Genomic DNA, 26408 nt, shown 5'->3' with positions numbered 1-26408 from the left:
AATTAAACAGTATCTATTAAAAGCCAATATCATGTATTATCTTTGCCATTATTATCCTCCCCTTAGGTACTATAATGTCTAGCAATTCAGAAATTGACTATTCCAATAATGAATCAAAAAATATCTGTTTTTATATCATGCTATTAATAGGGGCACCTAGCTTTATCGCGCCAGAGTTTTCATTTATTACTCTACCTATTATCATGTTTTCGTCCGCTGCCTATTTTATCTATTTTCTTATTTCTGAAGGTCATGCATCAGAGATAGTATGGGGAATATTAAAAGGCTTTTTGATCATTATTATTGCCAGCATTATTCCTTTTATTGGCCCGATTATCCTGATTGGCTGGATAATCTATAATATTGCTAAAGCAGTAGACAGTATAAAAAGTCTTTTCCCTGAAGCTGTTTTTAGCATCATTCTCTATGCTTGCTTGGCTTATCCCTTAATTGATTTCTTAGCAACTCGCCATGAAGTTAATTATATTCCTCGTATAATCGCGGGGCTTATTTATGTTGTTGTCGCATTTAACTACAATAATCGATTAAAAAAACAAGCTTCATCAACCAAAGACCAACTCTTTAAACTTTCATTAATGTGGATCTCTGCGCCTCTTATCGCCATATTAATTATCACCATTGTTTCTGCGGTACGTTCAGCCTTTAGAACCGTGATCAGCACAACGACATCACCTATCCGAGTTACCCAAAACGTATCAGGCTATGTACGTGGTGACACTATTGTCAGTAATTACACTCGTGAAGTCTCCAGAACAATTACCACTACCACAACCTCGATATTGCCGGGGGCTGGCGCGATGACTGCATCTGTTGCAGGCAATCTCACACCTAAACAGCAAAACACCACATCACCAGAGTTACCTGAAGTGACCTATATGTCTCTTGCTAAAGTCACTGAATTTGAAACTAATAAAGACCAGCATTTTTATCATCATAGTGATTTGGATAATAAAAAAATCACCCACTTCTTTCAAAAAGCCATGAATGTATTGGGTGAGCCTTTATTCAATAAAAATGATATTCGTTACTATTTTGATGAAACGGTTTTTGGTAAAGGTGATCACGGCGTTGTCTTAACTGAAGATGGCGTTTACTGCGTTTTAAGTAAATTATATGACTCCTTCTACCTTCCTTATGATGATATTGAGAATGTAATTGTAAAAGGAAAAATTTCTAAAGAGATTGTTATTACTGATAAAAATAACGAAATTTATACCATTACACTGACTCAATCGAATAAAGGCGCAGAAAAAATAGCGCAACTTATTCGTGAATTTAGCTGTCTTTCATAACCATCGTTATTTTCTCGTTTTCTTATTAAGGCAGTGCACATATTTTAAATCTGTGCATTGCCTTATTTTATGATTGAGCCTCTTTATCTTCGATTAAATACGCTATCAATATTCTGAGTGGATGTTCCTAACAATGCATCTAGCCCACATTCAATCGCAGTAAATAAAACCTAAATTATTAATATAGCCATTTGTTTATACAGATATTGTCTATACAATAGACAATATTTATGTTTATCAGGGAATTACAATGACTGCCTTACCAAGAAAAAAAACATGGCAGATTGTCCTCACTATTATTTTAGTTGGGATAAATTTACGCCCATTCTTAACTGGTCCCGGCCCTGTTATTGACAATATTATTGTCTCAACAGGAATGAGTTATAGCCAAGTCTCATTACTTACACTATTACCCATGCTTTTAATGGGAATAGGCGCATTAATCGTTCCCTTCTTACAGCCTTATATTCAAGTCCGAAAAGGGCTTTTAGTCGCAATGCTAATGCTTCTGATGGGCTCTTTTTCTCGAGCTTATGTTTCTGATGGCAACCAGCTATTACTGACAGCACTCTTTTGTGGTTTAAGCGTCGCCTATATTCAAGCAGTATTTCCCGGCATTATTAAAGGGTGGTTTGGAAATCGAACGCCTATCATGATGGGTTTATATTCCGCTATGCTTATGGGCGGAGGCGCACTCGGGGCGCAATTATCCCCTATTCTTACTGCAACTTATGGACATTGGCAAAGCGCTTTAGCGTGGTTTGCTCTCCCCGCAGGCTTTGCATTTATCGCTATTCTTTTCTCAATTCAAAACAGTGCCTCATCTGCAAATAAAATATCACTAAATGCCTTAATTTGGCGTCCTAGAACAGGATTGCTTATCTTAGGATTTGGTTGCGTTAATGCAGGTTATGCCTCTGTTGTGACATGGTTAGCGCCATTCTACCAATCTTTAGGAATGCCAAGCGCCCAAAGTGGCTCACTTGTCGCTATTCTTTCTCTTTTCCAAGCTTCTGCCGCTTTAATTATTCCTTTCTTAGCAGCTAAAAATCACGACAGGCGTTTTTGGCTTACGATAACATTAATAAGCCAATTTATCGGTTTCGGCGCAATCATGACTATTCCGATGAGCGCCCCTTATCTTTGGAGTATTTTCTTAGGCTGTGGTTTGGGGGGATGTTTTTCCATGATGATGATTGTCGCTCTCGATCATATTCCTGATCCAGCACAAGCTGGTGCTCTGTCAGCATTAATGCAAGGCGGTGGCTTTATTATTGCGGCTTTCGGCCCATTAATTGCAGTGCTATTACGCCAGCCTGATGGAAGTTTTACTTATGCATGGGCATTTCATGCCATTTTAGTAATTGTGACTATAGGATTATTTGCACGATTAAACCCTCGTCATTATGCGAAAGCCTATCCCGCAAATCATCCTACTCAATAACGCCCTATATTTAAGACTCATATAAAATAAGCGCCTTACTTTTTACAGATAAGGCGCTTATTAAAGAGATAATCGAATATTACTGATGGAGATAATTAAGCAACGATATGCGTTCCAGTTTCACCTTTTAAGGCTGAAGCCAATTTTTCTGGCGTTGTGATAATCACTCTTTTTCCACCAGCAGCTAAAAATGAGAGACTAGCTTCAATTTTAGGAAGCATACTTCCCGGAGGGAAATGCCCTTCATGCATATATTGTTTCATTTCTTCAACCGACGTTTCACCTAATGCCTTTTGTTCTGGTTTACCGAAATGAATACAGACTTTTTCAACACCCGTTGTGATAATAAGAATATCTGCATGTAATTCTTTTGCGAGCAATGTCGATGACAGATCTTTATCAATAACTGCATCAACACTTTGGTAATTGCCATGTTCATTTTTGATAACTGGAATACCGCCACCGCCTACCGCAATCACAACATAGCCACATTCTGATAGTGATTTAATTGCCTTAGATTCAATAACATGTTGTGGAATTGGAGAGGCAACAACACGGCGATAACCACGACCTGAGTCTTCAACAAAATGCCATTGAGGATTTTCTTGCTTTAATTGCACCATCTCTTGTTCTGAGAAAAATGCACCAATAGGTTTTGTTGGAGAAACAAAATTTGGATCGTTTTTATCGACTTCAACTTGTGTAATAAGGGTGATCGCTTGTTTATTTTGTTGAACACGAAGCTTATTCGTTAACGCTTGTTGTATTAAATAACCAATACCGCCTTGTGTATCTGCAACACAATTAGCTAATGGTGTTAACGGTAAACCTTCTTGCACATGCGCCACTTCAGCGCGACGTAAATCAAGCCCTACTTGTGGCCCATTACCATGTGTTAAAACAATATTATACCCTTCAGCCACCATATCACTAATATGGGCTGCAACCTCTTGTACTGCTTGTTCTTGATGAGCGATAGACTGGCTAGCATTGTCTTTAATAATACTGTTGCCTCCTATGGCAACAACAACGAGTTCTTTCATATTTCACTCTCAATTATATTATTGGCAATTAAAGTAGAAATAACACGCCTCTACTCTTAGAGGTTGGGTTGATAAGGTCGCCATATTCGCTAACCATTTTCCCCATTTTTATTTTTAATGAGATAAACATTATTATGTTGAACAATATCTATTCATTAATTGCGCAGGATAATAGCAGAGAATGTAAATAAAACACCTATTACTCAACGATCCTCTTATTTAATTTCTGTAAATGGAATAAGGAAGAAAGGAGATGAGAGGCGTCATCAAACACATCAATAACGCCTTATTCAGTACAAATAAGCGGGATAGTTAGTACTTTTTCATTTTGCTATTTGATAAACATCCGGTTGATAAACATCAGGCATATCAGTAATTAGCATATCAACACCCCATTGCTCAAAATCTTTCACCTCTTCAGGATCATTCGGGGTATAACAATAAATTTCATAGCCTGCTTGTTTTAACCATTGCGCTTGTTCTTGCGTAAGGTACTTGTAATTACAATGCACGCTAAAACCATCAATTGCTTTTAGCGTTTCTAGCGCATTATCAGGGATCTCATCCCATAATTGCCCTCTACGAATAAAAGGCAAATATCGTTTCATAATAATAAGTGCATGTGTATCAAAAGAAGAAAATAGAATTTGCTCATTCGGAATATCTGCACTTTTTATCATGTCAGAAACCGCTAAACATAAACGCTCAACATCATCATCGGGCCACGTTTTCAGCTCAATATTAAGCTTTGTTCCTGAACGCTTAATGAGCTGCAATCCTTGTCTTAAAGAAGGAATTTTCTCACCTTGATAGAGTGAACTAAACCAACTTCCTGCATCAAGGCGATGTAAATCGTCTAAGGTATGAAAACGCACAGCACCTTGCCCATTCGTGCAACGATTAACTGTTTTATCATGAATAAGCACAGGAACATGATCCGCGGTTAATTGCACATCCGTTTCAATCCATTCGCATCCGAAATCAATCGCCATTTTAAACGCAGCCAGTGTATTTTCAGGGGCTTTTCCAGAAAAACCTCGGTGAGCAGCTATCTTCATTTCTCTCTCCTTTTCATTTGTGCCGACATCATGACAACCATTTATGACAGCAATTTGACAGTCATGCCATCAATATATCTTCATTTAATTGTCACCCTTTTGTCATAAATAACATCTAGGGTAATTCGCAGATTAGATTGCACCTTTAACTTTCGATTAAAAAGGAAATTCTGCATGTCGATAAAATCAATAACAGGTCTTGCTGTTGCGATGGCGTTATTTACTTCTCCTACACACGCAAAAACACAAATTGAATGGTGGCATGCAATGGGAGGCGCGCTTGGTCAGAAAGTCAATCAAATTGCCTCTGATTTTAACGCCAGTCAATCTGAATATGAGATAAAACCTGTTTATAAAGGCACTTACGCTGAAACGATGACCAGTGCTGTGGCTTCATTTCGTGCTAAAAACCAACCCGCTATCGTGCAAGTATTTGAAGTGGGTACAGCCAGTATGATGGGGGCTAAAAAAGCTGTTTTTCCTGTTTATCAATTAATGGAAAAAACTAACGAGCCTTTTGATCCTAATAGTTATTTATCAACTGTCACGGGTTATTACACCACCAGCGACGGCAAAATGATGTCGTTGCCATTTAATAGTTCGACTCCGGTGCTTTACTACAACAAAACACTCTTTAAAAAAGCAGGCATAGAACAACCACCAAAGACATGGAAAGAGATGGAAACTGTGTCTCAAAAGCTGCTCGATTCTGGTGTTAAATGTGGATTTACCACTACATGGCAATCGTGGACACAAATCGAAAACTTTGGCGCACGCAATAATTTACCTATAGCGACAAAAAATAACGGTTTCGATGGTTTTGATACCACCTTCTTATTTAATAAGGCACCTTTCGTCGCGCATATTCAACAAATGGCAGATTGGTCGAAATCCGGTATTTTCAAATATGGCGGACGCCAATCAGATGCAATGCCTCTATTTTATACCCAAGAGTGTGCCATGGTGATGGAATCATCCGCGGGCTTTGCGGGTATTAAAGAGAACATGAAAGGTCTTGATATTGGCGTTAGCCAATTGCCTTACGACGATACTCTTGTACAAAAACCAGCAAATACCATTATTGGCGGGGCATCATTATGGGTTATGTCTGGGCGACCAGATGCCGAATATAACGGTGTTGCCAAATTTTTCACCTATCTTTCAAGTCCTGAAGTTCAAGCCGATTGGCACCAAGCAACGGGTTATTTGCCAGTTACTAAAGCGGCTTATGCATTAACACAGCAACAGGGTTTTTATCAGCAAAATCCGGGGGCTGACACTGCAATATTACAAATGACAACCTCAGAGCCTACTGCAAACTCAAAAGGATTACGCTTTGGTAATTTCCTACAAACTCGAGAAATCGTTGATGAAGAGTTAGAGAAAGTATGGTCAGGAAAACAGAGTGCTCAAGTTGCGTTAGATAATGCGGTTACACGTGGGAATGAGCAGTTACGCCGTTTTGAACGTACTCAACAATAGTCACTTGTATTAGGCGAGCAAAATAGCTCGCCTTCTGTTTTTATCGATTTACTGGATATTGTATGGCTTCTCAATCCATTTATTTCAAACAAAAATGGTTACCTCTAGCGCTGATTTTTCCTCAATTAGCTATCACACTTATCTTTTTTATTTGGCCAGCTGGGCAAGCTTTTTTTCAGTCATTTCAATTAGAAGATGCATTTGGATTGAGTCGAGAATTTGTTGGCTTTGAAAATTTTCAGCGGCTTTTTAGCAATCGTTATTATTTTGATAGTTTGATCACGACGCTTATTTTCAGTACCAGCGTTGTCTTTTTATCTATGTTATCAGCGCTGGTTTTGGCTGGCATTGCCGAACAAATTTTGCGAGGTAAACTTTTTTATCGCACCATTTTAATTTCACCTTATGCCATTGCGCCAGTTATTGCAGGCTTTCTTTGGTTATTTATGCTTGATCCCACAATTGGCGTATTAAGCCAGCAATTAAAGAAAATAGGCATTAATTGGGATCCGGTACTGAATACACATCATGCTATGTGGATGGTGATTTTAACGGCGACATGGAAACAAATAAGCTATAACTTTCTGTTTTTTCTTGCTGCCTTACAGTCTGTACCCAAATCGCTTTTAGAAGCAGCCGCTATCGATGGTAGTGGTCCGATTAAGCGCTTTATAACGATCAGTTTTCCTTTAATTTCTCCTACCACCTTTTTCTTACTCGTGGTTAATTTTGCTTATGCCTTCTTTGATACTTTCGCCATTATTCACGCGATGACGCAAGGTGGTCCCGGAAGTAGCACATCAACACTGGTTTATAAGGTTTATAACGATGGTTTTGTGGGATTAGATTTAGGCTCTTCTGCCGCACAATCCGTTATTTTGATGTTTATTGTCGCGATCTTAACCATTATTCAATTTCGCTATGTTGAGAAAAAGGTGGCTTACTGATGGTTGAACATAGACCTTTATTTCATGCTTTTTGCCACTTTATTCTTATTGTCGGCATTCTCTCTGTTGCATTCCCTGTCTGGATTGCACTTGTGGCAACAACACATCAAAACACTGAATTTGCTACTGGCTCTCCTCTTTGGTTCGGCACTGAAGGCTTCAATATTTTTAAATCGATATTTTCACAGGCAGGAACCACACAAAATAGCACCATCTCAATTAACAGCATGTTATTGAATTCATTGATTATGGCGTTAGTTATCACCATAGGGAAATTAACAATCTCGATTTTATCGGCATACGCCGTCGTTTTTTTTCGTTTTCCGGGGAGAATGCTCGCCTTTTGGACTATCTTTTTTACGTTAATGCTACCTGTTGAAGTTCGCATTATGCCTACATTTGAGGTTGTCACTAATCTCAATATGTTGAACTCTTATGCAGGTTTAACCATTCCATTAATTGCCAGCGCCACAGCCACTTTTTTATTCCGCCAATTTTTTCTTACTATCACTCCTGAATTAATTGAAGCCGCTAAAATTGATGGAGCAGGCCCTATTAAATTCTTTTTCACTATCTTACTTCCTCTTTCTCGCACCAATATTGCCGCCTTATTTGTTATCACTTTTATTTATGGCTGGAACCAATATCTTTGGCCGATGTTGATCACAACCGATACTCACTACTACACCATTGTCATGGGCATTAAACAGATGGTTGCGGTTTCTGATGGTGTTGTTGAGTGGAATAAGATCATGGCAACTACGTTAATTGCAATGTTGCCTCCCGTCCTTATTGTCATTTTGATGCAAAGAGCCTTTGTAAAAGGCTTTATTGATACGGAGAAATAACATGACAACCGTCACTCTCACAAATTTAGAAAAGTGTTATCCAAATGGTCACCAAGCTATTTCAAAATTAAATCTTTCTATTGAGCAAGGTGAAATGGTGGTGTTAGTCGGCCCAAGTGGTTGTGGTAAATCGACTTTACTGCGAATGATTGCAGGGTTAGAAACCATTACACAAGGTGATTTATTTATTGATAATTTACGGGTTAATGAGCATGAACCTAGTGAACGTGATATCGCCATGGTGTTTCAAAACTATGCTCTTTACCCTCATATGTCGGTCTATAACAATATGGCATATGGTTTACGTAATCGAAAAACACCCAAAGCAAAAATTGAAGAACTCGTTACCAATGCCGCCAAAATGCTAGAAATCAGTCATTTGCTTAATAGAAAACCTAAAGAGCTTTCAGGTGGGCAACGCCAACGTGTCGCAATGGGAAGAGCCATCATTCGTGATCCTAAAGTCTTTTTATTTGATGAACCTCTATCTAACCTTGATGCTAAATTACGGGTGCAGATGCGTCTGGAGATCAAAAAATTACAGCGAAAACTCTCCACAACCTCTATTTATGTAACACACGATCAAGTGGAAGCGATGACATTAGCCGATAAGCTGGTGGTTTTAAATCAAGGAAATATAGAGCAAGTAGGCACACCGTTAGATATTTATGAAAGCCCAGCCTCCGTGTTTGTAGCTACGTTTATGGGCTCGCCAGCAATGAATATCTTAGATACTCCGATTAATCATGGTGTGATTGAAGTCGCTGATGGGCATATTGCCGTTTCATCTCAGCATTTTTCTTATCAAGCCATTAAATTGGGTTTACGTCCTGAACATTTGATTATTAGTCATCAACATCCTCTTTTTCATGTCGATGTGGAATTTATTGAAGCACTTGGTGCAGATGTTTTGATTTATGCCACTACTTGCGATAAACAGAAACAACCTCTCGTTATTCGTGCACCAAACGATCATGGTGTGAAAGTTGGTAATAGAATAGGTCTTACCATTCACCCAGAAAATCTTCATTTCTTTAATCAACAATCAGGGAAGCGTATTAATCGCCCTTTTATGCTCATCAGTGAATTAATGGTGTCATAACGCGCTGATATCCCTTGATTCATTTTCGGTTTAATCTGAATAGCGATGTTTTAAACGTCGCTATTTATTTACCATTAAGCAATAAATATTAAAAATATAAAATTTGTCAGAATTAAACAAATAAAAACCATATCTAAACAGACTGTTGCTTTTATATTATTCCAAATAAATTAAAAACAAGATCACTCACTCTTAAAGTAAGTACAATTAAATGATGTATATAATATTTATATCAAGAAAACTTACCTTTCCAAGTTTAACTTATCAATTAATTCTCTTAAATTTAAAGAAGTTAAAATTATTAATTCATTTTTTATTTTCTATTAAGGAGATAAAAAATAATTCAATTCTACTGAAAACCGAAGAATATATATTGAGATAATATTTCTCACATAAAATGCTTATATTGCACCGATAGATAAGCGCTGTTATTCTTCTGCTCGAAATTGATCTGCAATTATATAAACTGCAAAGCAGAAAAGGACTTAATTAAAAATGAAAATTAAATTACTTGCTACGGTGATGGTATCAGCAGCGCTACTTTCTGGTTGCCAAAACATGAATACGGATATGCTGACCAAATCAGGAACTCAACTTTTCCAAGCAGCGACATTAAGTGATGACGATATCAAAGCGTTAACGAATGATGCTTGTAAAGAAATGGATGCACAAAATAAAGTTGCTCCTGCAAATAGCAACTACACCAAACGCTTAAATAACATCGCTAAAGCATTAGGTAATGAAGTTAATGGTACACCTGTAAACTATAAAGTTTATATGGATAAAGAAGTGAATGCATGGGCAATGGCTAACGGTTGTGTGCGTGTTTACAGTGGCTTAATGGATCTGATGACAGATAACGAAGTAGAAGGCGTTTTAGGTCATGAAATGGGTCACGTTGCCTTAGGTCATACTCGTAAAGCAATCCAAGTTGCTCACGCAACAGTTGCTGCACGTACAGCAGCGGCATCAGCAGGTGGTGTAGCGGCACAATTAAGTAGCTCTCAATTAGCAGAAATGGGTCAAAAATTAATTAACGCCCAGTTCTCTCAACATCAAGAATCAGAAGCTGATAATTTCTCTTACGATCTGCTGAAAAAACGCGGTGTGAATACTGCCGGTTTAGTCACAGCTTTTGATAAGCTCGCTAAATTAGGTGGCGGAGAATCAAGTATGTTCTCTTCTCACCCACCATCAAAAGAGCGTGCGGATAACATGCGTAATCGCATCGCTGAAGATAAGAAATAATTATCTTGCCCCTATATCTCATGGTATGGGGGTTTTCTTTTCAGGTTTATTTATTACGGCCGACGAAAACTATCCACAACATCGGTAAAAAAGCGTTTAATCGCCTGCTTTTCTTGCTGATCATATTGCTCAAATAGCGCAGACCATTTGGCTTGAGATTGTTGATGTAACACCTCATGAGCATGAAAAAGACGCTCTCCCTCAGCAGTTAAGATAAAAAATATTTCTTTTTGATTATCTGCTAACTTTATTTTTTCAATAGCTCCTTTCTTTTGTAGACGACTACAAATTTTTGAGACAGCCCCTCGTGTCATAGACATATATTCACTGATGGTTGTGAGATTTCTCATACTCTCTTCACCAATACAATGGATCACATGCAGTTCAGTAAGTGAATAATTATCTAACCCATTCTCTTCTAATACTTTTTTATGGCTGCTATCTGTGCGCTCATCTTTAAGATGCAAAAAATCACTTAACCCTTTTAGTAAATCTTGTGTTGTTACACTCTCTTTTGCCATTTTGTTTCCTTGGAAAAAATATTTTATAAAATAGTACCAAAAGTATTTACAACAATCAAAATATCGCTATTATCTATTTTGTTTCCATAGAAACAAAATAGATAATGAGAGGCAATATAATGAAATTATCAATCCGCAGTCTGTTTTATCTTATTTGCTTTAGCGCACTATTAGGCTCTTTGGCACAAAATATCTATACTCCTGTACTTCCCTTGGTCCAGCAGCAATTTAATACCACGTTATCATTGGTTAATTTAACGGTATCTGCATTTACTTTTGCGATGGCTGTTATGCAACTATTTTATGGTTCATTGATTGATAAATGGGGAAGAAAACCGATTTTACTCAGTGGATTAGCCGTTTCTATTGTGGGTGCATTGGGTTGTGTTTGGTCTGATTCTATAAATTTATTAATTTTTTGGCGTGTGATCCAAGCTATAGGTATCGCCGCTATCCCTGTGGTTGCCGCCACTATTCTTGGCGATCTTTATCAAGGAAACGATCGTGCTAAAGCAATGGGATCGTATCAAATGCTATTAGCGCTAGCGCCGGCTTGTGGTCCTTTATTAGGGGGATATTTAGCGCAACACTACCAATATCAAGGCATCTTTATTTTCTTGGCGGTTATAGGTGTCATATTGCTTATTACCCATCTCTTTTATTTACCAGAAACACGTCCTGAGCAAAAAGATCCCTTTAAAAGCTTATCTGCAATGCAACAAGTGCTCACTGCACCTGCGGGTAAATCCGTTTTTGTAATAAGTTTTATGGTGTTTTATAACTATTTTTGCCTCTTGGTATTTTTACCCTTGATTGCCTTTCATCTCTATCAGCTAAACAGTACTGAAATTGGTGGATTATATGTACCAATGTCGATTGCACTTATTTTAGGTAGCTATTTCTATCGTAAAGTTTGCCATCTATTTAGTGTTGAATATGGAGTGATATTCACCTCTTGTATCAATTTGATTATGTTGATGTTATTTGCACTATTTTGGCAAATCTCACTACCGATAATGCTTGGTTTAACCGTGTTATATGGGTTTTCTTTAGGTTTAACCATGCCAACGCACACGACATTATTGACAAGTTATTTTAGCTCGATGAGAGCAACGGCAATGGGGATTTATAACTTTATTCGTTATTGTGGAATGGCTGCGGGACCTATGATTTCAGTCTATTTTGTGACTGACAATAATTATGAATATGTCTTTTATTCTTGTGTGATCTTAACGAGTTTGGCATTGTGTTTCACCATTAAGACCTTAATGTCTTCATTAAAAGAAAAAAAACAAACTGCAAATCAACAGGATATTTAATGAAACTGACCATTGAAAAACTGACACAGCCCTCTGAACAAGACCGTATTGATTTAGGCAAAATTTGGCAAGATGCACGTTATCAATCAGCCCTAAAAAACGCGATCAACAACGAGAACGTACTCTTTGTGGCAAGATTTAACGAACGATTGTTAGCCGCTTGCTGGGTAAAATTATCGGATAAAAAAGCGGTTATTACTGATTTTATGGTTAGAGAAGTAACACGCCGTCGCGGTGTTGGACATTATTTACTGACACAATGCTTATCTGCCTATCCTGATATTCACCATTGGCAGGCAATAAGCTTATCAGCGGAAGAAAGCGGGTATGATATTGCTCATGCATTTTTAATGCATCATCAATTTAGTGCATCACCACAAGCTCATATTTATACCCTAACTATTTGACAGTGTTCTTACTTTAAATAATTTAAGGTGTAGCTAGGCGACAAATGAATGTATCGCTAACTAAAAGTGTCCAACTTTATCGAGTCACTTCACTCTGGGCTTGATCAGTTTGAGTGAATACCCATTGCGAGTTGCAGATCGGCAAGCGTTACCATCAGCATCATGGGGTCAAGCGGTGAAGGGACGAAACCAATATGCTCATAGAACCGCTTAGCATCATCAGTTAGAGCATGGACTACTACTCCTCGAATGCCCACCAGCCCAGAAGCCTGAATAACACGATGACAGGCATCTTTGACCAGCCCTCTTCCAATCCCAAGCCCTTTTGCTCTTGTATCCACTGCTAGTCTGCCGAGAAGAATGACTGGAATGTCGGTGGGCATATTACGGCGGAATCGACCAACAGCTTGATTCGTGCTTATGACTCCTGTGGATAAGGCATAATATCCCATTACCTGATTATCCGAAGTGGTCACAAAAGTACGCGATGCTCCAGAGTTTTGATTACTCATCGCCCTGTTTTTTAGCCAGAGATCTAAGGCCTCTTCACCGGAGGAAAAGCCTTCCAGCAAATGGCTGGTTTTGAGAGGTTCAGGTGCAGTCAGTTTCAATGTCATTTCTCCCAAGGGGATTTAGACATCATCGTTTTCTTCAATGCCTCATTGCTAACGGGCGTGGCATCAAGCTGGTTAATAAACTTCTGGTATACCTCAGGGCTGACGTTAATCACTCGCAGATCCGCCAGTGTTTCTTCAGCAGCACGCCGAGCGGCTTCAAGGATAAATTCAGTACGGTTTTTTCCCACAGCATTCGCTGCGCGGTCGATCAGGATTTTATCTTCCGGTTTTATTCTCAGGTTCAGTGATGAACGTGTTGCAGGCACATCATTTTGAGTTGGCATATTAACCCCCCAATTTATTGCATATTTTTCTAAGTATACATAGGTGTAATGTCAATGTCATTACACTAAAAATACAAGATTACCGGCAGACGTGATATCTACATGTTCTTACCTTAAACAATCACAATATTTTTACCCTAAACTATTACCCTAAATATTTGACAATGTTATTACTCTAAATATTTAACAATGTTATTACTCTAAATAATTCAAGGTGTAGCTAGGCGACAAATGAACGAGTCGCTAGGAGCATACATAAGTATGTGACTAGTGCGAGTGAGTGTAGTCAACAACGCTACAACTTGAAGTATGACGAGTAAAGTCTAGCCACATTATAAGCCGTCTCACTCAAATTCTTTTGCGCATTATGAAGTGCATCAGCCAGTGTAGAAACACCCGGCACAATAGAGAAAACAGCATCAATACCCTGCTGATGAACTACATCATAATCAGGTAAATAACCACCAACCAAAGCAATGACAGGAAGATGGTATTTTTTTGCGAGCAAGGCTACGCCCGTTGGGGTTTTACCTTGTGCCGATTGGCTATCCATTCGACCTTCACCGGTTATTACCAAGTCCGCATCAATTAACTGTTTTTCTAATTCAACAGCATTAGCCACCAATTCAACACCTTGAGAAAGTGTTGCTTGCGTAAATGCAAGCAAAGGCAAAGCCAATCCACCTGCAGCACCACTTCCTACAACATTGATAAGACTACGTTGCGTCATTTTCTCAAGATAAGTACCAAAATGATGTAATGCGTTATCAAGTTGCGTAATATCGTCTTTAGTCGCCCCTTTTTGAGGACCAAAAATAGCGGATGCCCCTCTTTCTCCACACAACGGATTTGTTACATCACAGGCAATCTCAATTTCAACATTTTTTAGTTTAGGATTAAGGGCTGTAATATCGATAGAGTGAAGTTGTGTTAAGGCAAGTCCCCCAAACGGCAGAGATGTACCAAACTTATCTTTAAGACCTAGACCAAGCGCTTGCATCATTCCTGCACCCGCGTCATTTGTGGCACTTCCGCCTAATCCCAATATGATTTTTTTAACGCCCATTTCAAGTGCAGCATTAATTAATTCACCCGTACCATAACTGGTCGTTAAATTGGGATTGCGTTGAGATGAAGGAATAAGATGAAGACCTGAAGCTTGTGCCATTTCAATCACGGCAGTGGTGTTATCCCCTAAAAGTCCCCAAGTTGCAGTTACTTGTTTACCTAAGGGCGAACACACTGGTGTCGATATAAAACGGCCTTGCGTTGCATCCACCAGCGATGTCACCGTTCCTTCGCCGCCATCCGCCATAGGAATACAGCAATATTGTGCATCGGGTAAATAACGTGAAAATCCCTGTTTTATTGCCAGCGCAACATCTTTCGCACTTAAACTTTCTTTAAAAGAATCAGGGGCGATAACTATTTTCACATTCTTTTCTCCAAGCAATAAAAAAGCGATATTTTCATATCGCTTTTATAACATACTCTACTTTATGAGAGAGTGTGCTTGGTCTGAAATGTGATTAATCTTCAATCGCTAAACGCAATTTCTTCATCGCATTTTTTTCTAATTGGCGAACACGTTCAGCAGAAACACCGTATTTTGTCGCCAAGTCTTGCAATGTCGATTTGTTATCATCATCTAACCAACGAGCACGAATAATATCTTGGCTACGTTCATCAAGGGTTTCAATTGCTGACGTTAGTTTATCCGTTGCATGATTATCCCAGTTATCTTCTTCGATGCCATCGGCAAAGTCAGAAGATTTATCTTCTAAGAAGAGTACAGGGGCGATAGGATGTGAATCATCACTATCATCAGCAGTCATATCAAATGCCATATCTTGTGCTGACATTCGTGATTCCATTTCTCGGACATCACTTTCTGATACGCCTAATTCTCTTGCAACAAGTTCCACTTCATCTTGATTAAACCAACCTAAACGCTTTTTATTTTTTCGCAGATTAAAAAACAGTTTACGTTGTGATTTTGTAGTCGCCACTTTCACGATACGCCAGTTACGTAGCACATATTCGTGAATTTCAGCTTTGATCCAATGCACAGCAAAAGAGACCAGTCGAACACCCACTTCTGGGTTAAAACGACGAACCGCTTTCATCAGACCAATATTACCTTCTTGGATAAGATCAGCTTGTGGTAAGCCATAACCTGAATAGCTGCGAGCAACATGAATAACGAAGCGCAGATGTGAAAGGATAAGCGTTCTTGCCGCATCCAAGTCACCATCGTAATGCAGCCGTTCAGCGAGTTCCTTTTCTTCCTCTGCGGTTAACATCGGATAGGAATTGGCTGCACGTATATACGCTTCGATGCTGCCTTGCGGAACCAATGCTAAGGATTGCATTTCTTTTGTCATTCAAATCCTCATAAAAATCAAATAAATAATTAAAATTAATGCTGTAAGGGAAAGTAGATGAGCCTTCTAAATATAGCTTAAATAGGAAGTCAGTTAAGGTTTTTTACGATGTGTTTTTATCATAACGACTATTTGACCAGCATAAAGGCTAAAGGTTCATCTCGCATCTATGTTTACATATCTTTGTACTTTTCTATCACTGAAGCAAATATGGCTGTTGCCTTATCGTAGAAAAGAGTGCGCGCATTATTATGCCAGAGACGGGGCGTTGATAAAATGGCTGGGTGACGATATTAACGTAACCCAGCCTGATAAAAAATATCTTCTCATTATTTAGAGGATAAGTATAAAAACACTCTAATTGATTATTCCGGTGTGAATTGACGTAAATGTTGCATTGTCGTCAACCATGCAGCAAGCCAACCAATTGTCATAGCAACAAGAATAAGAATGATAGATTCATCAAAACCTAATCCTGAAATAGAAAATGAAGTTCCAAACACGGTCGCAGCTTGAGTCACCACATCAGAGAGCTTCCACACCAGTAAAGCTGAAAAAATTAAGGCAAATACGGCACCAATAAAGCCAAGTATTAATCCCCAATTAAGGAATGGACGCATAATAAAGCCGTCAGTTGCACCAATAAGTTTCATCACATTAATGGTGTCACGGCGACTGAAAATATTGAGGCGTACACTGTTACCAATCACCAGTAACAAAGCAACAACCATCAATGTACCAATCACCAAGGCGATTTGCCCGACTAATGACGTTAACGTTGAAAGCCGAGAAAACCAGCTATCATCCATTCTGACTTCATCAACACCAGGTATTTTCGCTACTGTATCACGCAGATTTACCATTAATTGTTGATCGCTAGGCTCCATAACGGGTGTCACAATCGCCACCGCAGGTAATGGATTTTCTTCTAACATATCTAACGCACTACTAAAGCCAGCCCAAGAACGAAATTCCACCAGCGAATCTTGTCGCGAAAGGTAGTTAACACCTTCGACTTTTTCTAAGGCTTCAATTTTTTTGATTGTGGCTTCAGCTAATGAATCATCAAGAGATTTATCGAGATAAACAGTTAATTGTGGTGTTGGATACCATTGTTCTGCCGCTGTTGAGACATTCTTCCATACAATATAAAAGATGCTAGGCAAGGTAAGAGATATCGCGACAACCATTACCGTTAAAAAAGAGGAGAGCGGTTGGCGTAAAAAATCTGCCATCGTGTTACGCCATGCATAACGCCACTGTTCGCGTCTTCCCCCTTTTAGCGCCTTGGTTTTTGCACCCGGCGTTGGCATTGATTTACGGGAACTTTTTGCTTTAGCCATTTTGCCCTCCCACCATTCTGCCTTGCCCTAATGTAAGAATGCGATAATTTCTACGTTCTATCAGCGACATATCGTGCGTCGCCATTAACACGGTTACGCCAACACGGTTGAACTCTTCAAAAAGGCGCATGATACCTTCTGAAAGCTCGCCATCAAGGTTACCTGTTGGTTCATCTGCGAGCAAAACAGTCGGCTTATTCACAACAGCGCGCGCAATACCGACACGCTGTTGTTCACCACCAGAGAGTTGAATAGGATAATTTTTAGCTTTATCCAATAGCCCCACTTTATCTAAAGCGGCGGAAACTCTTCGCCGAATATCCTCTTCACTCGCGCCAGCAATAATCAGGGGAAGAGAAACGTTGTCATAAACCGTTCTATCCATCAATAAGTGGTGATCTTGGAAGATCATCCCAATTTGACGGCGAAGAAAAGGGATCTCACTATTTTTGAGTCTACTGATATCGTGACCAGCAAACCAAATAGCACCATCACTTGGGCGTTCTATTCCACAAATTAACTTAAGCAATGTACTTTTACCGGCGCCAGAATGACCCGTTAAAAAAGCCATTTCACCAGGACGAAGATGAAAATCAACCCCCTGTAATGCTTGTCTTCCACCTAAATAAGCCTTGCTGACGTGTTCGAAGCGGATCATTAAAACTACTCCTCGCGGGCAAACAGAGCCTCAATAAAATCGTCGGCCTTAAACGGACGTAGATCTTCAATACCTTCACCTACCCCAATATAACGGATAGGAATACTAAACTGATCAGCAATGGAGAAGATAACTCCCCCTTTTGCTGTACCATCGAGTTTAGTCAATGTTAATCCAGTTAGCCCAACTGTTTCATTAAAGAGTTTTGCCTGACTAACTGCATTTTGTCCGGTACTTGCATCTAACGTCAGCATCACCTCATGTGGTGCTTCTTCGTCTAATTTCTTCATAACACGAACGATTTTTTTCAGCTCTTCCATTAAATGGGATTTATTCTGCAATCGTCCTGCGGTATCAGCAATAAGAACATCGACACCTTTTGCTTGGGCTGATTGAATTGCATCAAAAATAACAGATGCAGGATCAGCGCCAGTATGTTGTGCCACAACAGGGATATTATTACGCTCACCCCAAACTTGTAACTGTTCAACCGCTGCCGCACGGAATGTATCACCCGCAGCTAACATGACAGATTTACCTTCAGCTTGGTATTGTCGCGCTAATTTTCCGATTGTGGTTGTTTTACCAACACCGTTAACACCAACCATTAAAATAACAAAAGGTTTTTTACCTTCAATATTTAATGGTTTATCAACTTTACTTAAAATATCGCCCATCTCTTCACGTAATTTACCGTAAAGGGCTTCAGCATCTTTAAGATCTTTATGAGTAGCGTGTTTAGTCAGACTAGTGATGATTTTAGTTGTGGTTTCCATGCCCACATCAGCAATTAAGAGTTGCTCTTCTAACTCTTCAAACAGCTCATCATCAATTTTCTTACCACGAAATAGACCAAGGAATCCTGAACCTAAGTTTTGGCGAGTTTTCAGTAAGCCTTTTTTCAGTCGGCTAAAGAAACCTTCTTTTTTAGGTTTCTCTTGTTCAACAACTTTATCTGCCAGCACTTCTTCGCGTAAAGATTCAATATCTTCAGCTTCTGCTTGCGCAATAGCGAGACGTTCGTTTTCCTCTTCTTGCGCTAAACGTTGAGCTTCGGCCTCTTGAGCCAAGCGTTCTTGCTCTAGGCGCTCTACTTCTAAACGTTCTTGCTCCGCTTTAAGTTCAGCTTGGCGCTGAGCTTCTTCTTGCGCAAGGCGTTGGGCTTCGGCTTCTTGAGCCAAGCGTTCTTGCTCTAGGCGCTCTGCTTCTACACGTTCTTGCTCCGCTTTAAGTTCAGCTTGGCGCTGAGCTTCTTCTTGCGCAAGGCGTTGGGCTTCGGCTTCTTGAGCTAAACGTTCTTGTTCTGCACGCTCCGCCTCTTGGCGCTCTGCTTCTAAACGTTCTTGTTCCGCTTGAAGTTCAGCTTGACGCTGAGCTTCTTCTTGCGCAAGGCGTTGGGCTTGTGCTTCTTGAGCTAAACGTTCTTGTTCTGCACGCTCCGCTTCTTGGCGTTGCGCTTCTAAACGTTCTTGCTCCGCTTGAAGTTCAGCTTGACGCTGAGCTTCTTCTTGCGCAAGACGTTGGGCTTCGGCTTCTTGAGCTAAACGTTCTTGTTCTGCACGCTCCGCTTCTTGGCGTTGCGCTTCTAAACGTTCTTGCTCCGCTTTAAGTTCAGCTTGACGCTGAGCTTCTTCTTGCGCAAGACGTTGGGCTTGTGCTTCTTGAGCTAAACGAGCTTGTTCTGCATGTTCTGCCTCTAAACGCGCTTGCTCTGCATCTATTTCTGCTTGTCGCTGGGCTTGTTCTTGCTCTAAACGTTGTTTTTCAGCCTCTTGTGCCAATCTATCTTGCACAACACGTTGCGCTTCTTGGCGCTCTGCTTCTAAACGTTCTTGCTCTGCTTGTAATTGCGCTTGGCGAGCCGCATCTTCTTGGGCTTCTTTTGCCAAACGTTCTTGTTCTAAACGCTCTTCTTCTAAGCGTTGCTGTTCTTTCTCTTGCTCAATATTTTCTTCTTTGTTACGCCCAAAACCGAGCCACGAGAAAAAACCTTTTTTTTCTTTTGCCATTAGCTACTAAACTCCTCGCACTAAATCATGGCGCGATTACATTGACGATATTGAAAATAATAATGAAGTCTATCATTTGATCATGGATAAACGCATCTTTTATACGAATTTTATGGTAAATTATTCCGGATTAAATCAAGGGAAGTCATCGAGATAACAACAGACACGAATTCCTTATTCCAAAAGACACTCCAAAACTCACGTTTAAACGATATAAATCAAAATAATATGGCCAAAAAACCACAAAAAGCCCCAATGGGACAAATCAGAATAATTGGGGGAAAATGGCGTGGTCGTAAACTTCCGGTTCTCGATAGCCAAGGATTACGACCAACAACGGATAGAGTAAAAGAAACGCTCTTTAATTGGCTAATGCCCGTTATCCAAAATGCCCGTTGCCTTGACTGTTTTGCAGGAAGCGGTGGTTTAGGCATTGAAGCCCTTTCTCGCTATGCTCTTGAAACCACGTTTATCGAATATGAACGTGCAGTTGCCCAACAAATTACCGCAAATTTAACCTTACTTAATGCCGAGAATGGGCATGTCATTCAAGACAGTGCATTGTCATATCTTGCTAAACAAGGTTCGCCTTATAATGTCGTTTTTTTAGATCCTCCTTTTCATAAAGGCATGTTGTCAGACACTATCCAATTATTAGAAAATAACGGTTGGTTAGCGCAAGATTGCTATATTTATATTGAGGAAGAAGTTAAAGCACAGACTTATACAATTCCGACTCATTGGACATTACATAGAGAGAAGATCGCAGGGCAAGTCGCGTATCGTCTTTATATTCGCAGTTTATCTGCTTAATTTTTTATGGAGCTGCTATGTTAATCTTTTTTGGCCGATTTTTAATGGTCGGTGTTTGGGGCTTTCTGTTTTTAAATATTATTTCCCCATTTCCTAAGCCTCTAAAATATTTTATGGATATTGCATTGATTTTTATGGTGATTATGCATGGATTACAAATTGTTATGTATAAAGCAGGACAACCTAAAGATCAAAAACCCTCAACGGCATTACAATTTCGTATTTTCTTCTTCGGGATCTTTGAGCTGTTAAAAATACAAAAAGAATTACGCAAAGAATACGAAGAAAAACAGAAGAATAAAACTAAACCACAGCCGTAAATATTGTTATATCCTCGCAATTATCTGGGGTCGATAATCAACCCCAGAGGTTGCCAAATAATAAATATTCCATCTTATTTATTATTTAGCTCATCACTTGGCATATCGGTTTCAAACTTTACAAAACGACTGCCCTGCATAAACAAACGCCCTTTCATTTCAGGTTCAATATCTTGATAAGCTGATTTATCCATTCTTAACACTAAGTCTTTACGATCATCAGTGGTTAAACGAAAGGTCACTTGATAATAATGTATTGTTTCTGGGCCATTTACATCATTTTCTCTTGAACGCCGTTCATTTGCTGCAACTTCTTTTTTGTCAATGACTTCAACCATATAGAGTATAACAGGTGAATTATCGTCACTTATCCGCTGTTTTCTTTGTTCGAAGAAACGATAAGTTGCTGACGCTATAATAATCACCAGTACCGCAATTCCTAAAATAGCCGCTTTATTCATTACATTAATTCCTATCGTTATATGGATTAAAAAACAGTGTGCTTTATATTATTTTAATAAGTCCATCAGTTTCGTCATTAACCGCTATTCTTAAATTAATCTTTCTGTTATGAATAATGAAACAGTTCTGAATATAAGGAAGATATTATGAGTTGGCCTTTTCTCGCCGTATTATTCTCCGGATGGCTTTATATAGATGCCGCATATCGAGGTCCTAATTGGCAACGATGGCTATTCCGTCCTATCACGCTACTGCTTTTATTACTTTGGGCATGGCAAGTTCCCGAGCACAATATTAATAGTTACCTAATTGTAGGTGCATTATTAGCGACTTTGCTTTCTGATATTTTAAGAATGTTTGATGGTAAGTATTTACTACCTTCTCTTGCCTTAGTTTTTCTAAGTTACATACTTTATATGGTGAGTTTTTTATTACCACTCCAACTCTCTTTCTATCTTCCTTTACTTGGATTCGTGATTCTTGCTTTTATCATCATTCTAGCCATTGTTTGGACTAAGCTCGATAAATTAGCCATTCCAGCTTCTTTAACTTTACTAGCCGCATTTGCTATGTTTTGGATTGCGGGTGAAAAATTCTTCTACTTAAGTAATGATTACAACTTATCAGTGATGATTGGCTCATTATTGTTAGTGATTGCTTACTCAGTATGGCTAATCAACCGCTTCCGCTTCTCATTTTCAGCGTCTAAAGGGCTTGTCAGCGCCTGTTATTTTATTGGTCATTTCTTTATTGTCAGAGCACTGTTCCTTTAGTCTAAATCCAGCCCCTTGTTTTAAACATTTAAATCAAGGGGTTAATTTTTTGACCTAATTCGCACTTTTTGCCAATGAATATGCCTTCGGTATCTTGACTCTGGACTCTACTCCAAGCTGTAAAGTACTTATCAGATAGATAAATTTAGACTTTACTTTGTTGAACAAGGAGAGCCAGTTATGACTAAACATGCTCATCAACACGATAATCATAAACATACCGATGCTTGCTGCTCAAGCTCTCAATGCTGTTCAGGTCACTCAGAGAATAGTACGCACTCACATACTGAAAGCGGACATTCTCATACCAAGATAGATAAAAGTGATCCTGAATGCGAGGATGAGCACCACCACGGACACTCCCACGAACATGATCACCAGCATGATCATGATGACCACGACCATAGCCATGATGGGCACAATCACGCTCATGGAAGCTGTGATATCAACGCCCCTGTCTCTAATATTGAGCCAGAAAAGATTGCACAACAGCGCTTTAGCTGGAAAGTGCAAGGTATGGATTGCCCAAGTTGCGCTCAGAAAATTGAAACAGCCGCACTCAAAGTTGCAGGTGTAAAACAAGCAAAAGTCCTTTTTGCCACCGAAAAATTAGTCGTTGATGCTGATAGCGACCTACGTGCAGATGTGATTGCAGCCATTAACAGTGCTGGTTTTGAGCTTTTTGATCTCTCATCACCTCAATCCCAAAAAGTGGCGAAGCAAAGCTTCTTAAAAGAAAGCTCATTTGTGATTGTTTTGGCACTTTTAATGGCGATTAGCTGGGGTGCAGAGTTTATTGATCCCCAAGCAGGTCGTGCAGCCTTTATTGCAACAACCTTAATTGGTCTATTCCCCATTGTGAAAAAGTCCTTACAACTTATTCGCAGTGGTACGCCGTTTGCTATCGAAACATTGATGAGTGTTGCTGCAATTGGCGCACTATTTATTAATGCAACCGAAGAAGCAGCAATGGTCATTTTGCTGTTTATGATTGGTGAAATGCTGGAGTCTTATGCCGCAGGACGTGCTCGTCGTGGTGTGAGCGCCTTAATGGCATTAGTGCCAGAAGAAGCAACATTAGTCAAAGATGGTAAAAAACAAACTGTTCCTGTTGCGCAATTACGTCCGGGCGACATTATTGAGATTGCGCCAGGTTCACGTTTGCCAACAGACGCCGAACTAGTTAGTGCATTTGCAAGCTTTGATGAAAGTGCATTAACGGGTGAATCCGTACCCGTAGAGCGTTTACAAGGCGAAAAGGTCGCTGCTGGTTGTTTATCTGTCGATAGATCTGTACAGATGAAAGTGGTATCTGAACAAGGGCAGAATGCTATCGACCGTATTTTGCAATTGATTGAAGAAGCTGAAGAGCGTAGAGCCCCTATTGAACGCTTTATTGACCGCTTTAGTCGTTACTATACACCTGCGATTATGCTGTTCTCTGCACTGGTTATCATTGTTCCACCACTGTTGTTCTCACAACCTTGGGAAACATGGATTTATCGCGGTTTAACCCTATTACTGATTGGCTGTCCTTGTGCTTTAGTTATCTCAACACCCGCCGCCATCACGTCAGCATTAGCGGCAGCAACTAAACGCGGAGCGCTTATCAAAGGTGGCGCAGCATTAGAGCAATTAGGCACTGTTAACACTATCGCATTAGATAAAACAGGCACATTAACAGAAGGGAAACCTCAAGTTACTGATGTTGTAGCTGAAACTGGATTTAATGAAAAAGAAGTACTGACTTTTGCTTCATCCGTAGAAATTGGCTCTCATCACCCATTAGCAAAAGCCATTATCAATAAAGCACAAGATGAAGGTGTGCTTGTTGTTGAAGCGGAAGATCGTAAAGCGCTAGCAGGTAAAGGAATTGAAGGTTATTTAAATAGCCAACATATTTTGGTGAGTGCACCTTCTCAATTATCAGAAGCCACATTACTCTCTTCTCAATGGCAACAAGAAGTTGCACGCCTTGAAGATGAAGGTAAAACCGTGGTTGTCGTATTAAAAGAGAGCCAGCTTATCGGTGTTATTGCTATGCAAGATACCTTACGCAGTGATGCTGTTGAATCAATGAAGTTATTGAAAGAGATGAACATCAATGCCGTTATGCTAACTGGTGATAATCCAAGAGCAGCCGCGGCTATTGCGAAAAAATTAGGTATGGATTTCCGAGCAGGATTACTGCCTGAAGATAAAGTAACTTCAGTAATGGAAATCAGTAAAACACATAACACAATGATGGTGGGTGATGGTATCAATGATGCGCCAGCAATGAAAGCTGCAACCATTGGTGTCGCGATGGGAAGCGGTACAGACGTTGCACTTGAAACAGCTGATGCAGCATTAACGCATAACCGTTTAACGGGCTTACCTGAAGTTATTAAGTTATCTCGTGCGACACGTAAAATTATCCGTGAAAACATCACGATAGCACTTGGTTTAAAAGCGATATTTTTAGTAACAAGCTTATTAGGAATTACTGGGCTTTGGGTTGCTGTTCTTGCTGACTCAGGAGCGACAGCACTGGTAACAGCCAATGCCGTAAGACTATTAAGAGTAAAAATTAGCGCCTCAAGCAAAGAGTAAGCACGTTAAAATAACAAAACCCAAACCTCAGTATGTGGGGTTTGGGTTATTTTTTAGTGCGATGATAAGCAATATTTACAGTATAAATTACAGATTGCTCTCTTTTTTACGGATAAGATAACGATAAGGTGCAGATTGCGTCTCTTGATTTAATAAATCATGTTCCATAAATCGGCAAAAGCCAGGAATATCACGCACAGTGGCAGGATCATCAGCAATCACTAATAATGTCTCACCTAATGCCATATTTCTTATGGTTTTACGTACTAACATCACAGGCTCAGGGCAACGTAGTCCTAGCGTATCTAATGTCTTGGTTGCATCATCAAATTGAGCATTCATTCTATTAACCATTCTTCTTACACTGACAGATTTCGTTATTATATCTCGCTTTCGTGTTCACATCACGGCACATTAAGCACAAAGGTATTCCCCCTAACCTTTGCTTTTGTTGCGCAACAGGCGTATTATGCGCATCCTCTCATTTAAGAGAGAAATCACTGTTTTATTGGGTTCCCTCACCCCAATCACTAAAAAGGTACAATTTATGTATACGTTTACTCCCCGCCAAAAAGCGGTGGCGCTATTATGGCTTTCTTTGTTCCACATCCTGATAATTACTTCTAGTAACTATCTTGTGCAATTACCTATTTCCATTTTTGGTTTCCATACCACTTGGGGTGCCTTTACCTTTCCGTTTATTTTTCTGGCAACAGATTTAACGGTTCGTATTTATGGCGCACCACTTGCCAGACGCATTATTACCGCCGTTATGCTACCTGCATTAGCAATTTCTTACCTGATCTCAACGCTTTTTTTCCAAGGCAGTTGGCAGGGTTTTGCCTCATTAGCTGATTTTAATATCATGGTGGCAAGAATTGCGACAGCGAGCTTTATGGCTTATGTGTTAGGTCAAATCATGGATGTGTCTGTCTTTAATCGTTTAAGACAACAACAAAAATGGTGGGTAGCGCCAAGTGCAGCTATGTTCTTCGGTAATTTACTCGACACACTCGCATTCTTCTTTATTGCATTTTATCGTAGTACTGACGCATTTATGGCGGAGAATTGGGTTGAAATTGCATTAGTTGACTACGTGTTTAAATTAACCATTTGTATGCTGTTCTTCTTACCTGCTTATGGTGTCTTATTGAATTTTATTTTGCGTCACTTTTTCGCAGAAGAAAGTCAAAAACAAGATTATGCTGAAATCCGCTCATAATCCGGCTCACCTCGCAAAAAAATAATGACATAAATGTCATAATTCAAACAATAAAGCTTCATAAGCCAATTTTATGAAGCTTTATTCTGATTCGAATAATTTATTATTTTACGTAAATATTTCGTATAGTAATTAATTAGCATGATTAGTTAAACAACTCACGAAATATTACTTAAATATCATTATTAGGATGTTTTTC

At 39.4% G+C, this 26408-nt stretch carries 26 protein-coding genes; 14 read left to right on the top strand and 12 right to left on the bottom strand.

Going from position 1 to position 26408, the window contains the following annotated elements; all coding sequences use genetic code 11:
* Positions 1 to 74 precede the first annotated feature (74 nt).
* On the top strand, positions 75 to 1313 hold the full coding sequence (locus EHE21_RS02560; RefSeq protein WP_194951766.1) for a hypothetical protein: 1239 nt from the start codon (positions 75 to 77) through the stop codon (positions 1311 to 1313).
* Positions 1314 to 1563: 250 nt separating this feature from the next.
* Complete coding sequence (locus EHE21_RS02555) at positions 1564 to 2757, top strand: cyanate transporter (RefSeq protein ID WP_194951765.1); 1194 nt, start codon at positions 1564 to 1566, stop codon at positions 2755 to 2757.
* A gap of 95 nt (positions 2758 to 2852) precedes the next feature.
* On the opposite strand, the gene EHE21_RS02550 is transcribed toward EHE21_RS02555, so the two are convergent.
* Positions 2853 to 3800, bottom strand: coding sequence for a carbamate kinase family protein (locus EHE21_RS02550; RefSeq protein ID WP_194951764.1), 948 nt, complete (start codon positions 3798 to 3800; stop codon positions 2853 to 2855).
* Between the two features lie 323 nt (positions 3801 to 4123).
* A complete protein-coding gene (locus EHE21_RS02545) occupies positions 4124 to 4858 on the bottom strand; it encodes a glycerophosphodiester phosphodiesterase family protein (RefSeq protein ID WP_194951763.1) in 735 nt (244 codons plus the stop codon).
* A gap of 174 nt (positions 4859 to 5032) precedes the next feature.
* Here EHE21_RS02545 and ugpB point away from each other — a divergent pair, with 174 nt between their 5' ends.
* The 5 genes from ugpB to EHE21_RS02520 all read left to right on the top strand — a co-directional run bounded on the left by ugpB (position 5033) and on the right by EHE21_RS02520 (position 10485).
* Positions 5033 to 6340, top strand: a complete 1308-nt coding sequence (gene ugpB / locus EHE21_RS02540) for a sn-glycerol-3-phosphate ABC transporter substrate-binding protein UgpB (protein WP_194951762.1) — start codon at positions 5033 to 5035, stop codon at positions 6338 to 6340.
* Between the two features lie 62 nt (positions 6341 to 6402).
* Positions 6403 to 7287 carry a sn-glycerol-3-phosphate ABC transporter permease UgpA gene (ugpA, locus tag EHE21_RS02535; protein ID WP_194951761.1) on the top strand — a complete coding sequence of 295 codons (885 nt, stop codon included), beginning with the start codon at positions 6403 to 6405 and terminating at the stop codon, positions 7285 to 7287.
* Complete coding sequence (gene ugpE / locus EHE21_RS02530) at positions 7287 to 8135, top strand: sn-glycerol-3-phosphate ABC transporter permease UgpE (protein ID WP_194951760.1); 849 nt, start codon at positions 7287 to 7289, stop codon at positions 8133 to 8135. Before ugpA ends, ugpE begins: the two co-directional genes overlap by 1 nt.
* 1 nt (position 8136) lies before the next feature.
* Positions 8137 to 9237: a sn-glycerol-3-phosphate ABC transporter ATP-binding protein UgpC gene (gene ugpC / locus EHE21_RS02525; protein ID WP_194951759.1), complete on the top strand. Its 1101-nt coding sequence runs from the start codon at positions 8137 to 8139 to the stop codon at positions 9235 to 9237.
* 495 nt (positions 9238 to 9732) lie between these two features.
* Complete coding sequence (locus EHE21_RS02520) at positions 9733 to 10485, top strand: M48 family metallopeptidase (RefSeq protein WP_088493840.1); 753 nt, start codon at positions 9733 to 9735, stop codon at positions 10483 to 10485.
* 53 nt (positions 10486 to 10538) lie between these two features.
* Here EHE21_RS02520 and EHE21_RS02515 read toward each other — a convergent pair whose 3' ends face one another.
* Entirely contained in the window at positions 10539 to 11006 is a 468-nt protein-coding gene (locus EHE21_RS02515; RefSeq protein ID WP_194951758.1) for a MarR family winged helix-turn-helix transcriptional regulator, read from the bottom strand.
* 119 nt (positions 11007 to 11125) lie between these two features.
* Here EHE21_RS02515 and EHE21_RS02510 point away from each other — a divergent pair, with 119 nt between their 5' ends.
* Positions 11126 to 12325 carry an MFS transporter gene (locus EHE21_RS02510; protein ID WP_194951757.1) on the top strand — a complete coding sequence of 400 codons (1200 nt, stop codon included), beginning with the start codon at positions 11126 to 11128 and terminating at the stop codon, positions 12323 to 12325.
* A complete protein-coding gene (panM, locus tag EHE21_RS02505) occupies positions 12325 to 12732 on the top strand; it encodes an aspartate 1-decarboxylase autocleavage activator PanM (protein ID WP_194951756.1) in 408 nt (135 codons plus the stop codon). Before EHE21_RS02510 ends, panM begins: the two co-directional genes overlap by 1 nt.
* Before the next feature lie 104 nt (positions 12733 to 12836).
* Here the strand turns inward: panM and EHE21_RS02500 are convergent, their stop codons facing one another.
* From EHE21_RS02500 to ftsY, 7 genes are all read right to left on the bottom strand, one after another.
* Positions 12837 to 13343: a GNAT family N-acetyltransferase gene (locus EHE21_RS02500; protein ID WP_412178895.1), complete on the bottom strand. Its 507-nt coding sequence runs from the start codon at positions 13341 to 13343 to the stop codon at positions 12837 to 12839.
* A gap of 2 nt (positions 13344 to 13345) precedes the next feature.
* Positions 13346 to 13633 carry a DUF1778 domain-containing protein gene (locus tag EHE21_RS02495; protein ID WP_194951754.1) on the bottom strand — a complete coding sequence of 96 codons (288 nt, stop codon included), beginning with the start codon at positions 13631 to 13633 and terminating at the stop codon, positions 13346 to 13348.
* Positions 13634 to 13928: 295 nt separating this feature from the next.
* Complete coding sequence (locus EHE21_RS02490; RefSeq protein ID WP_194951753.1) at positions 13929 to 15068, bottom strand: glycerate kinase; 1140 nt, start codon at positions 15066 to 15068, stop codon at positions 13929 to 13931.
* 94 nt (positions 15069 to 15162) lie between these two features.
* Positions 15163 to 16017, bottom strand: a complete 855-nt coding sequence (gene rpoH / locus EHE21_RS02485) for an RNA polymerase sigma factor RpoH (protein WP_023583733.1) — start codon at positions 16015 to 16017, stop codon at positions 15163 to 15165.
* Positions 16018 to 16382: 365 nt separating this feature from the next.
* Positions 16383 to 17360, bottom strand: coding sequence for a permease-like cell division protein FtsX (gene ftsX / locus EHE21_RS02480; RefSeq protein ID WP_194951752.1), 978 nt, complete (start codon positions 17358 to 17360; stop codon positions 16383 to 16385).
* Positions 17353 to 18018 carry a cell division ATP-binding protein FtsE gene (gene ftsE, locus EHE21_RS02475; RefSeq protein WP_023583735.1) on the bottom strand — a complete coding sequence of 222 codons (666 nt, stop codon included), beginning with the start codon at positions 18016 to 18018 and terminating at the stop codon, positions 17353 to 17355. The genes ftsX and ftsE overlap by 8 nt, the downstream gene beginning before the upstream one ends.
* Before the next feature lie 5 nt (positions 18019 to 18023).
* Positions 18024 to 20027 (bottom strand): signal recognition particle-docking protein FtsY, encoded by a 2004-nt coding sequence (ftsY, locus tag EHE21_RS02470; RefSeq protein WP_194951751.1) that lies wholly within the window; start codon positions 20025 to 20027, stop codon positions 18024 to 18026.
* A gap of 228 nt (positions 20028 to 20255) precedes the next feature.
* Between ftsY and rsmD the strand changes: the two genes are divergently transcribed.
* The gene (rsmD, locus tag EHE21_RS02465; protein WP_194951750.1) at positions 20256 to 20840 is read left to right on the top strand and encodes a 16S rRNA (guanine(966)-N(2))-methyltransferase; all 585 of its coding nucleotides are present in this window, start codon (positions 20256 to 20258) and stop codon (positions 20838 to 20840) included.
* Positions 20841 to 20857: 17 nt separating this feature from the next.
* Entirely contained in the window at positions 20858 to 21160 is a 303-nt protein-coding gene (locus EHE21_RS02460; protein ID WP_075672964.1) for a DUF1145 family protein, read from the top strand.
* A gap of 74 nt (positions 21161 to 21234) precedes the next feature.
* On the opposite strand, the gene EHE21_RS02455 is transcribed toward EHE21_RS02460, so the two are convergent.
* Positions 21235 to 21621, bottom strand: a complete 387-nt coding sequence (locus EHE21_RS02455) for a DUF2500 domain-containing protein (RefSeq protein ID WP_194951749.1) — start codon at positions 21619 to 21621, stop codon at positions 21235 to 21237.
* Positions 21622 to 21768: 147 nt separating this feature from the next.
* Between EHE21_RS02455 and EHE21_RS02450 the strand changes: the two genes are divergently transcribed.
* Together EHE21_RS02450 and EHE21_RS02445 are read left to right on the top strand one after the other, a co-directional pair.
* The gene (locus EHE21_RS02450; protein ID WP_194951748.1) at positions 21769 to 22395 is read left to right on the top strand and encodes a lysoplasmalogenase; all 627 of its coding nucleotides are present in this window, start codon (positions 21769 to 21771) and stop codon (positions 22393 to 22395) included.
* 180 nt (positions 22396 to 22575) lie between these two features.
* Positions 22576 to 24987, top strand: a complete 2412-nt coding sequence (locus EHE21_RS02445) for a zinc/cadmium/mercury/lead-transporting ATPase (protein WP_194951747.1) — start codon at positions 22576 to 22578, stop codon at positions 24985 to 24987.
* 87 nt (positions 24988 to 25074) lie between these two features.
* Here the strand turns inward: EHE21_RS02445 and tusA are convergent, their stop codons facing one another.
* Positions 25075 to 25329, bottom strand: coding sequence for a sulfurtransferase TusA (tusA, locus tag EHE21_RS02440; protein WP_036933135.1), 255 nt, complete (start codon positions 25327 to 25329; stop codon positions 25075 to 25077).
* 205 nt (positions 25330 to 25534) lie between these two features.
* On the opposite strand from tusA, the gene EHE21_RS02435 reads away from it, so the two are divergent.
* Positions 25535 to 26209 carry a 7-cyano-7-deazaguanine/7-aminomethyl-7-deazaguanine transporter gene (locus EHE21_RS02435; RefSeq protein ID WP_194951746.1) on the top strand — a complete coding sequence of 225 codons (675 nt, stop codon included), beginning with the start codon at positions 25535 to 25537 and terminating at the stop codon, positions 26207 to 26209.
* Positions 26210 to 26408 lie beyond the last annotated feature (199 nt).

It is taken from the genome of Proteus sp. GOKU (assembly GCF_015475555.1).
Lineage (GTDB): Bacteria > Pseudomonadota > Gammaproteobacteria > Enterobacterales > Enterobacteriaceae > Proteus > Proteus mirabilis_B.
The sequence above is the reverse complement of the archived record's forward strand: the minus strand, read 5'-3'. Positions and strand labels throughout refer to the sequence as shown.

Excerpts from the sequence above, each read along its gene's own strand:
- EHE21_RS02560 (WP_194951766.1), top strand. The coding sequence starts at position 75 with ATGTCTAGCAATTCAGAAATTGACTATTCCAATAATGAATCAAAAAAT.
- EHE21_RS02555 (WP_194951765.1), top strand. The coding sequence starts at position 1,564 with ATGACTGCCTTACCAAGAAAAAAAACATGGCAGATTGTCCTCACTATT.
- EHE21_RS02550 (WP_194951764.1), bottom strand. The coding sequence starts at position 3,800 with ATGAAAGAACTCGTTGTTGTTGCCATAGGAGGCAACAGTATTATTAAA.
- EHE21_RS02545 (WP_194951763.1), bottom strand. The coding sequence starts at position 4,858 with ATGAAGATAGCTGCTCACCGAGGTTTTTCTGGAAAAGCCCCTGAAAAT.
- ugpB (WP_194951762.1), top strand. The coding sequence starts at position 5,033 with ATGTCGATAAAATCAATAACAGGTCTTGCTGTTGCGATGGCGTTATTT.
- ugpA (WP_194951761.1), top strand. The coding sequence starts at position 6,403 with ATGGCTTCTCAATCCATTTATTTCAAACAAAAATGGTTACCTCTAGCG.
- ugpE (WP_194951760.1), top strand. The coding sequence starts at position 7,287 with ATGGTTGAACATAGACCTTTATTTCATGCTTTTTGCCACTTTATTCTT.
- ugpC (WP_194951759.1), top strand. The coding sequence starts at position 8,137 with ATGACAACCGTCACTCTCACAAATTTAGAAAAGTGTTATCCAAATGGT.
- EHE21_RS02520 (WP_088493840.1), top strand. The coding sequence starts at position 9,733 with ATGAAAATTAAATTACTTGCTACGGTGATGGTATCAGCAGCGCTACTT.
- EHE21_RS02515 (WP_194951758.1), bottom strand. The coding sequence starts at position 11,006 with ATGGCAAAAGAGAGTGTAACAACACAAGATTTACTAAAAGGGTTAAGT.
- EHE21_RS02510 (WP_194951757.1), top strand. The coding sequence starts at position 11,126 with ATGAAATTATCAATCCGCAGTCTGTTTTATCTTATTTGCTTTAGCGCA.
- panM (WP_194951756.1), top strand. The coding sequence starts at position 12,325 with ATGAAACTGACCATTGAAAAACTGACACAGCCCTCTGAACAAGACCGT.
- EHE21_RS02495 (WP_194951754.1), bottom strand. The coding sequence starts at position 13,633 with ATGCCAACTCAAAATGATGTGCCTGCAACACGTTCATCACTGAACCTG.
- rpoH (WP_023583733.1), bottom strand. The coding sequence starts at position 16,017 with ATGACAAAAGAAATGCAATCCTTAGCATTGGTTCCGCAAGGCAGCATC.
- ftsX (WP_194951752.1), bottom strand. The coding sequence starts at position 17,360 with ATGGCTAAAGCAAAAAGTTCCCGTAAATCAATGCCAACGCCGGGTGCA.
- ftsE (WP_023583735.1), bottom strand. The coding sequence starts at position 18,018 with ATGATCCGCTTCGAACACGTCAGCAAGGCTTATTTAGGTGGAAGACAA.
- ftsY (WP_194951751.1), bottom strand. The coding sequence starts at position 20,027 with ATGGCAAAAGAAAAAAAAGGTTTTTTCTCGTGGCTCGGTTTTGGGCGT.
- rsmD (WP_194951750.1), top strand. The coding sequence starts at position 20,256 with ATGGCCAAAAAACCACAAAAAGCCCCAATGGGACAAATCAGAATAATT.
- EHE21_RS02460 (WP_075672964.1), top strand. The coding sequence starts at position 20,858 with ATGTTAATCTTTTTTGGCCGATTTTTAATGGTCGGTGTTTGGGGCTTT.
- EHE21_RS02455 (WP_194951749.1), bottom strand. The coding sequence starts at position 21,621 with ATGAATAAAGCGGCTATTTTAGGAATTGCGGTACTGGTGATTATTATA.
- EHE21_RS02450 (WP_194951748.1), top strand. The coding sequence starts at position 21,769 with ATGAGTTGGCCTTTTCTCGCCGTATTATTCTCCGGATGGCTTTATATA.
- EHE21_RS02445 (WP_194951747.1), top strand. The coding sequence starts at position 22,576 with ATGACTAAACATGCTCATCAACACGATAATCATAAACATACCGATGCT.
- tusA (WP_036933135.1), bottom strand. The coding sequence starts at position 25,329 with ATGAATGCTCAATTTGATGATGCAACCAAGACATTAGATACGCTAGGA.
- EHE21_RS02435 (WP_194951746.1), top strand. The coding sequence starts at position 25,535 with ATGTATACGTTTACTCCCCGCCAAAAAGCGGTGGCGCTATTATGGCTT.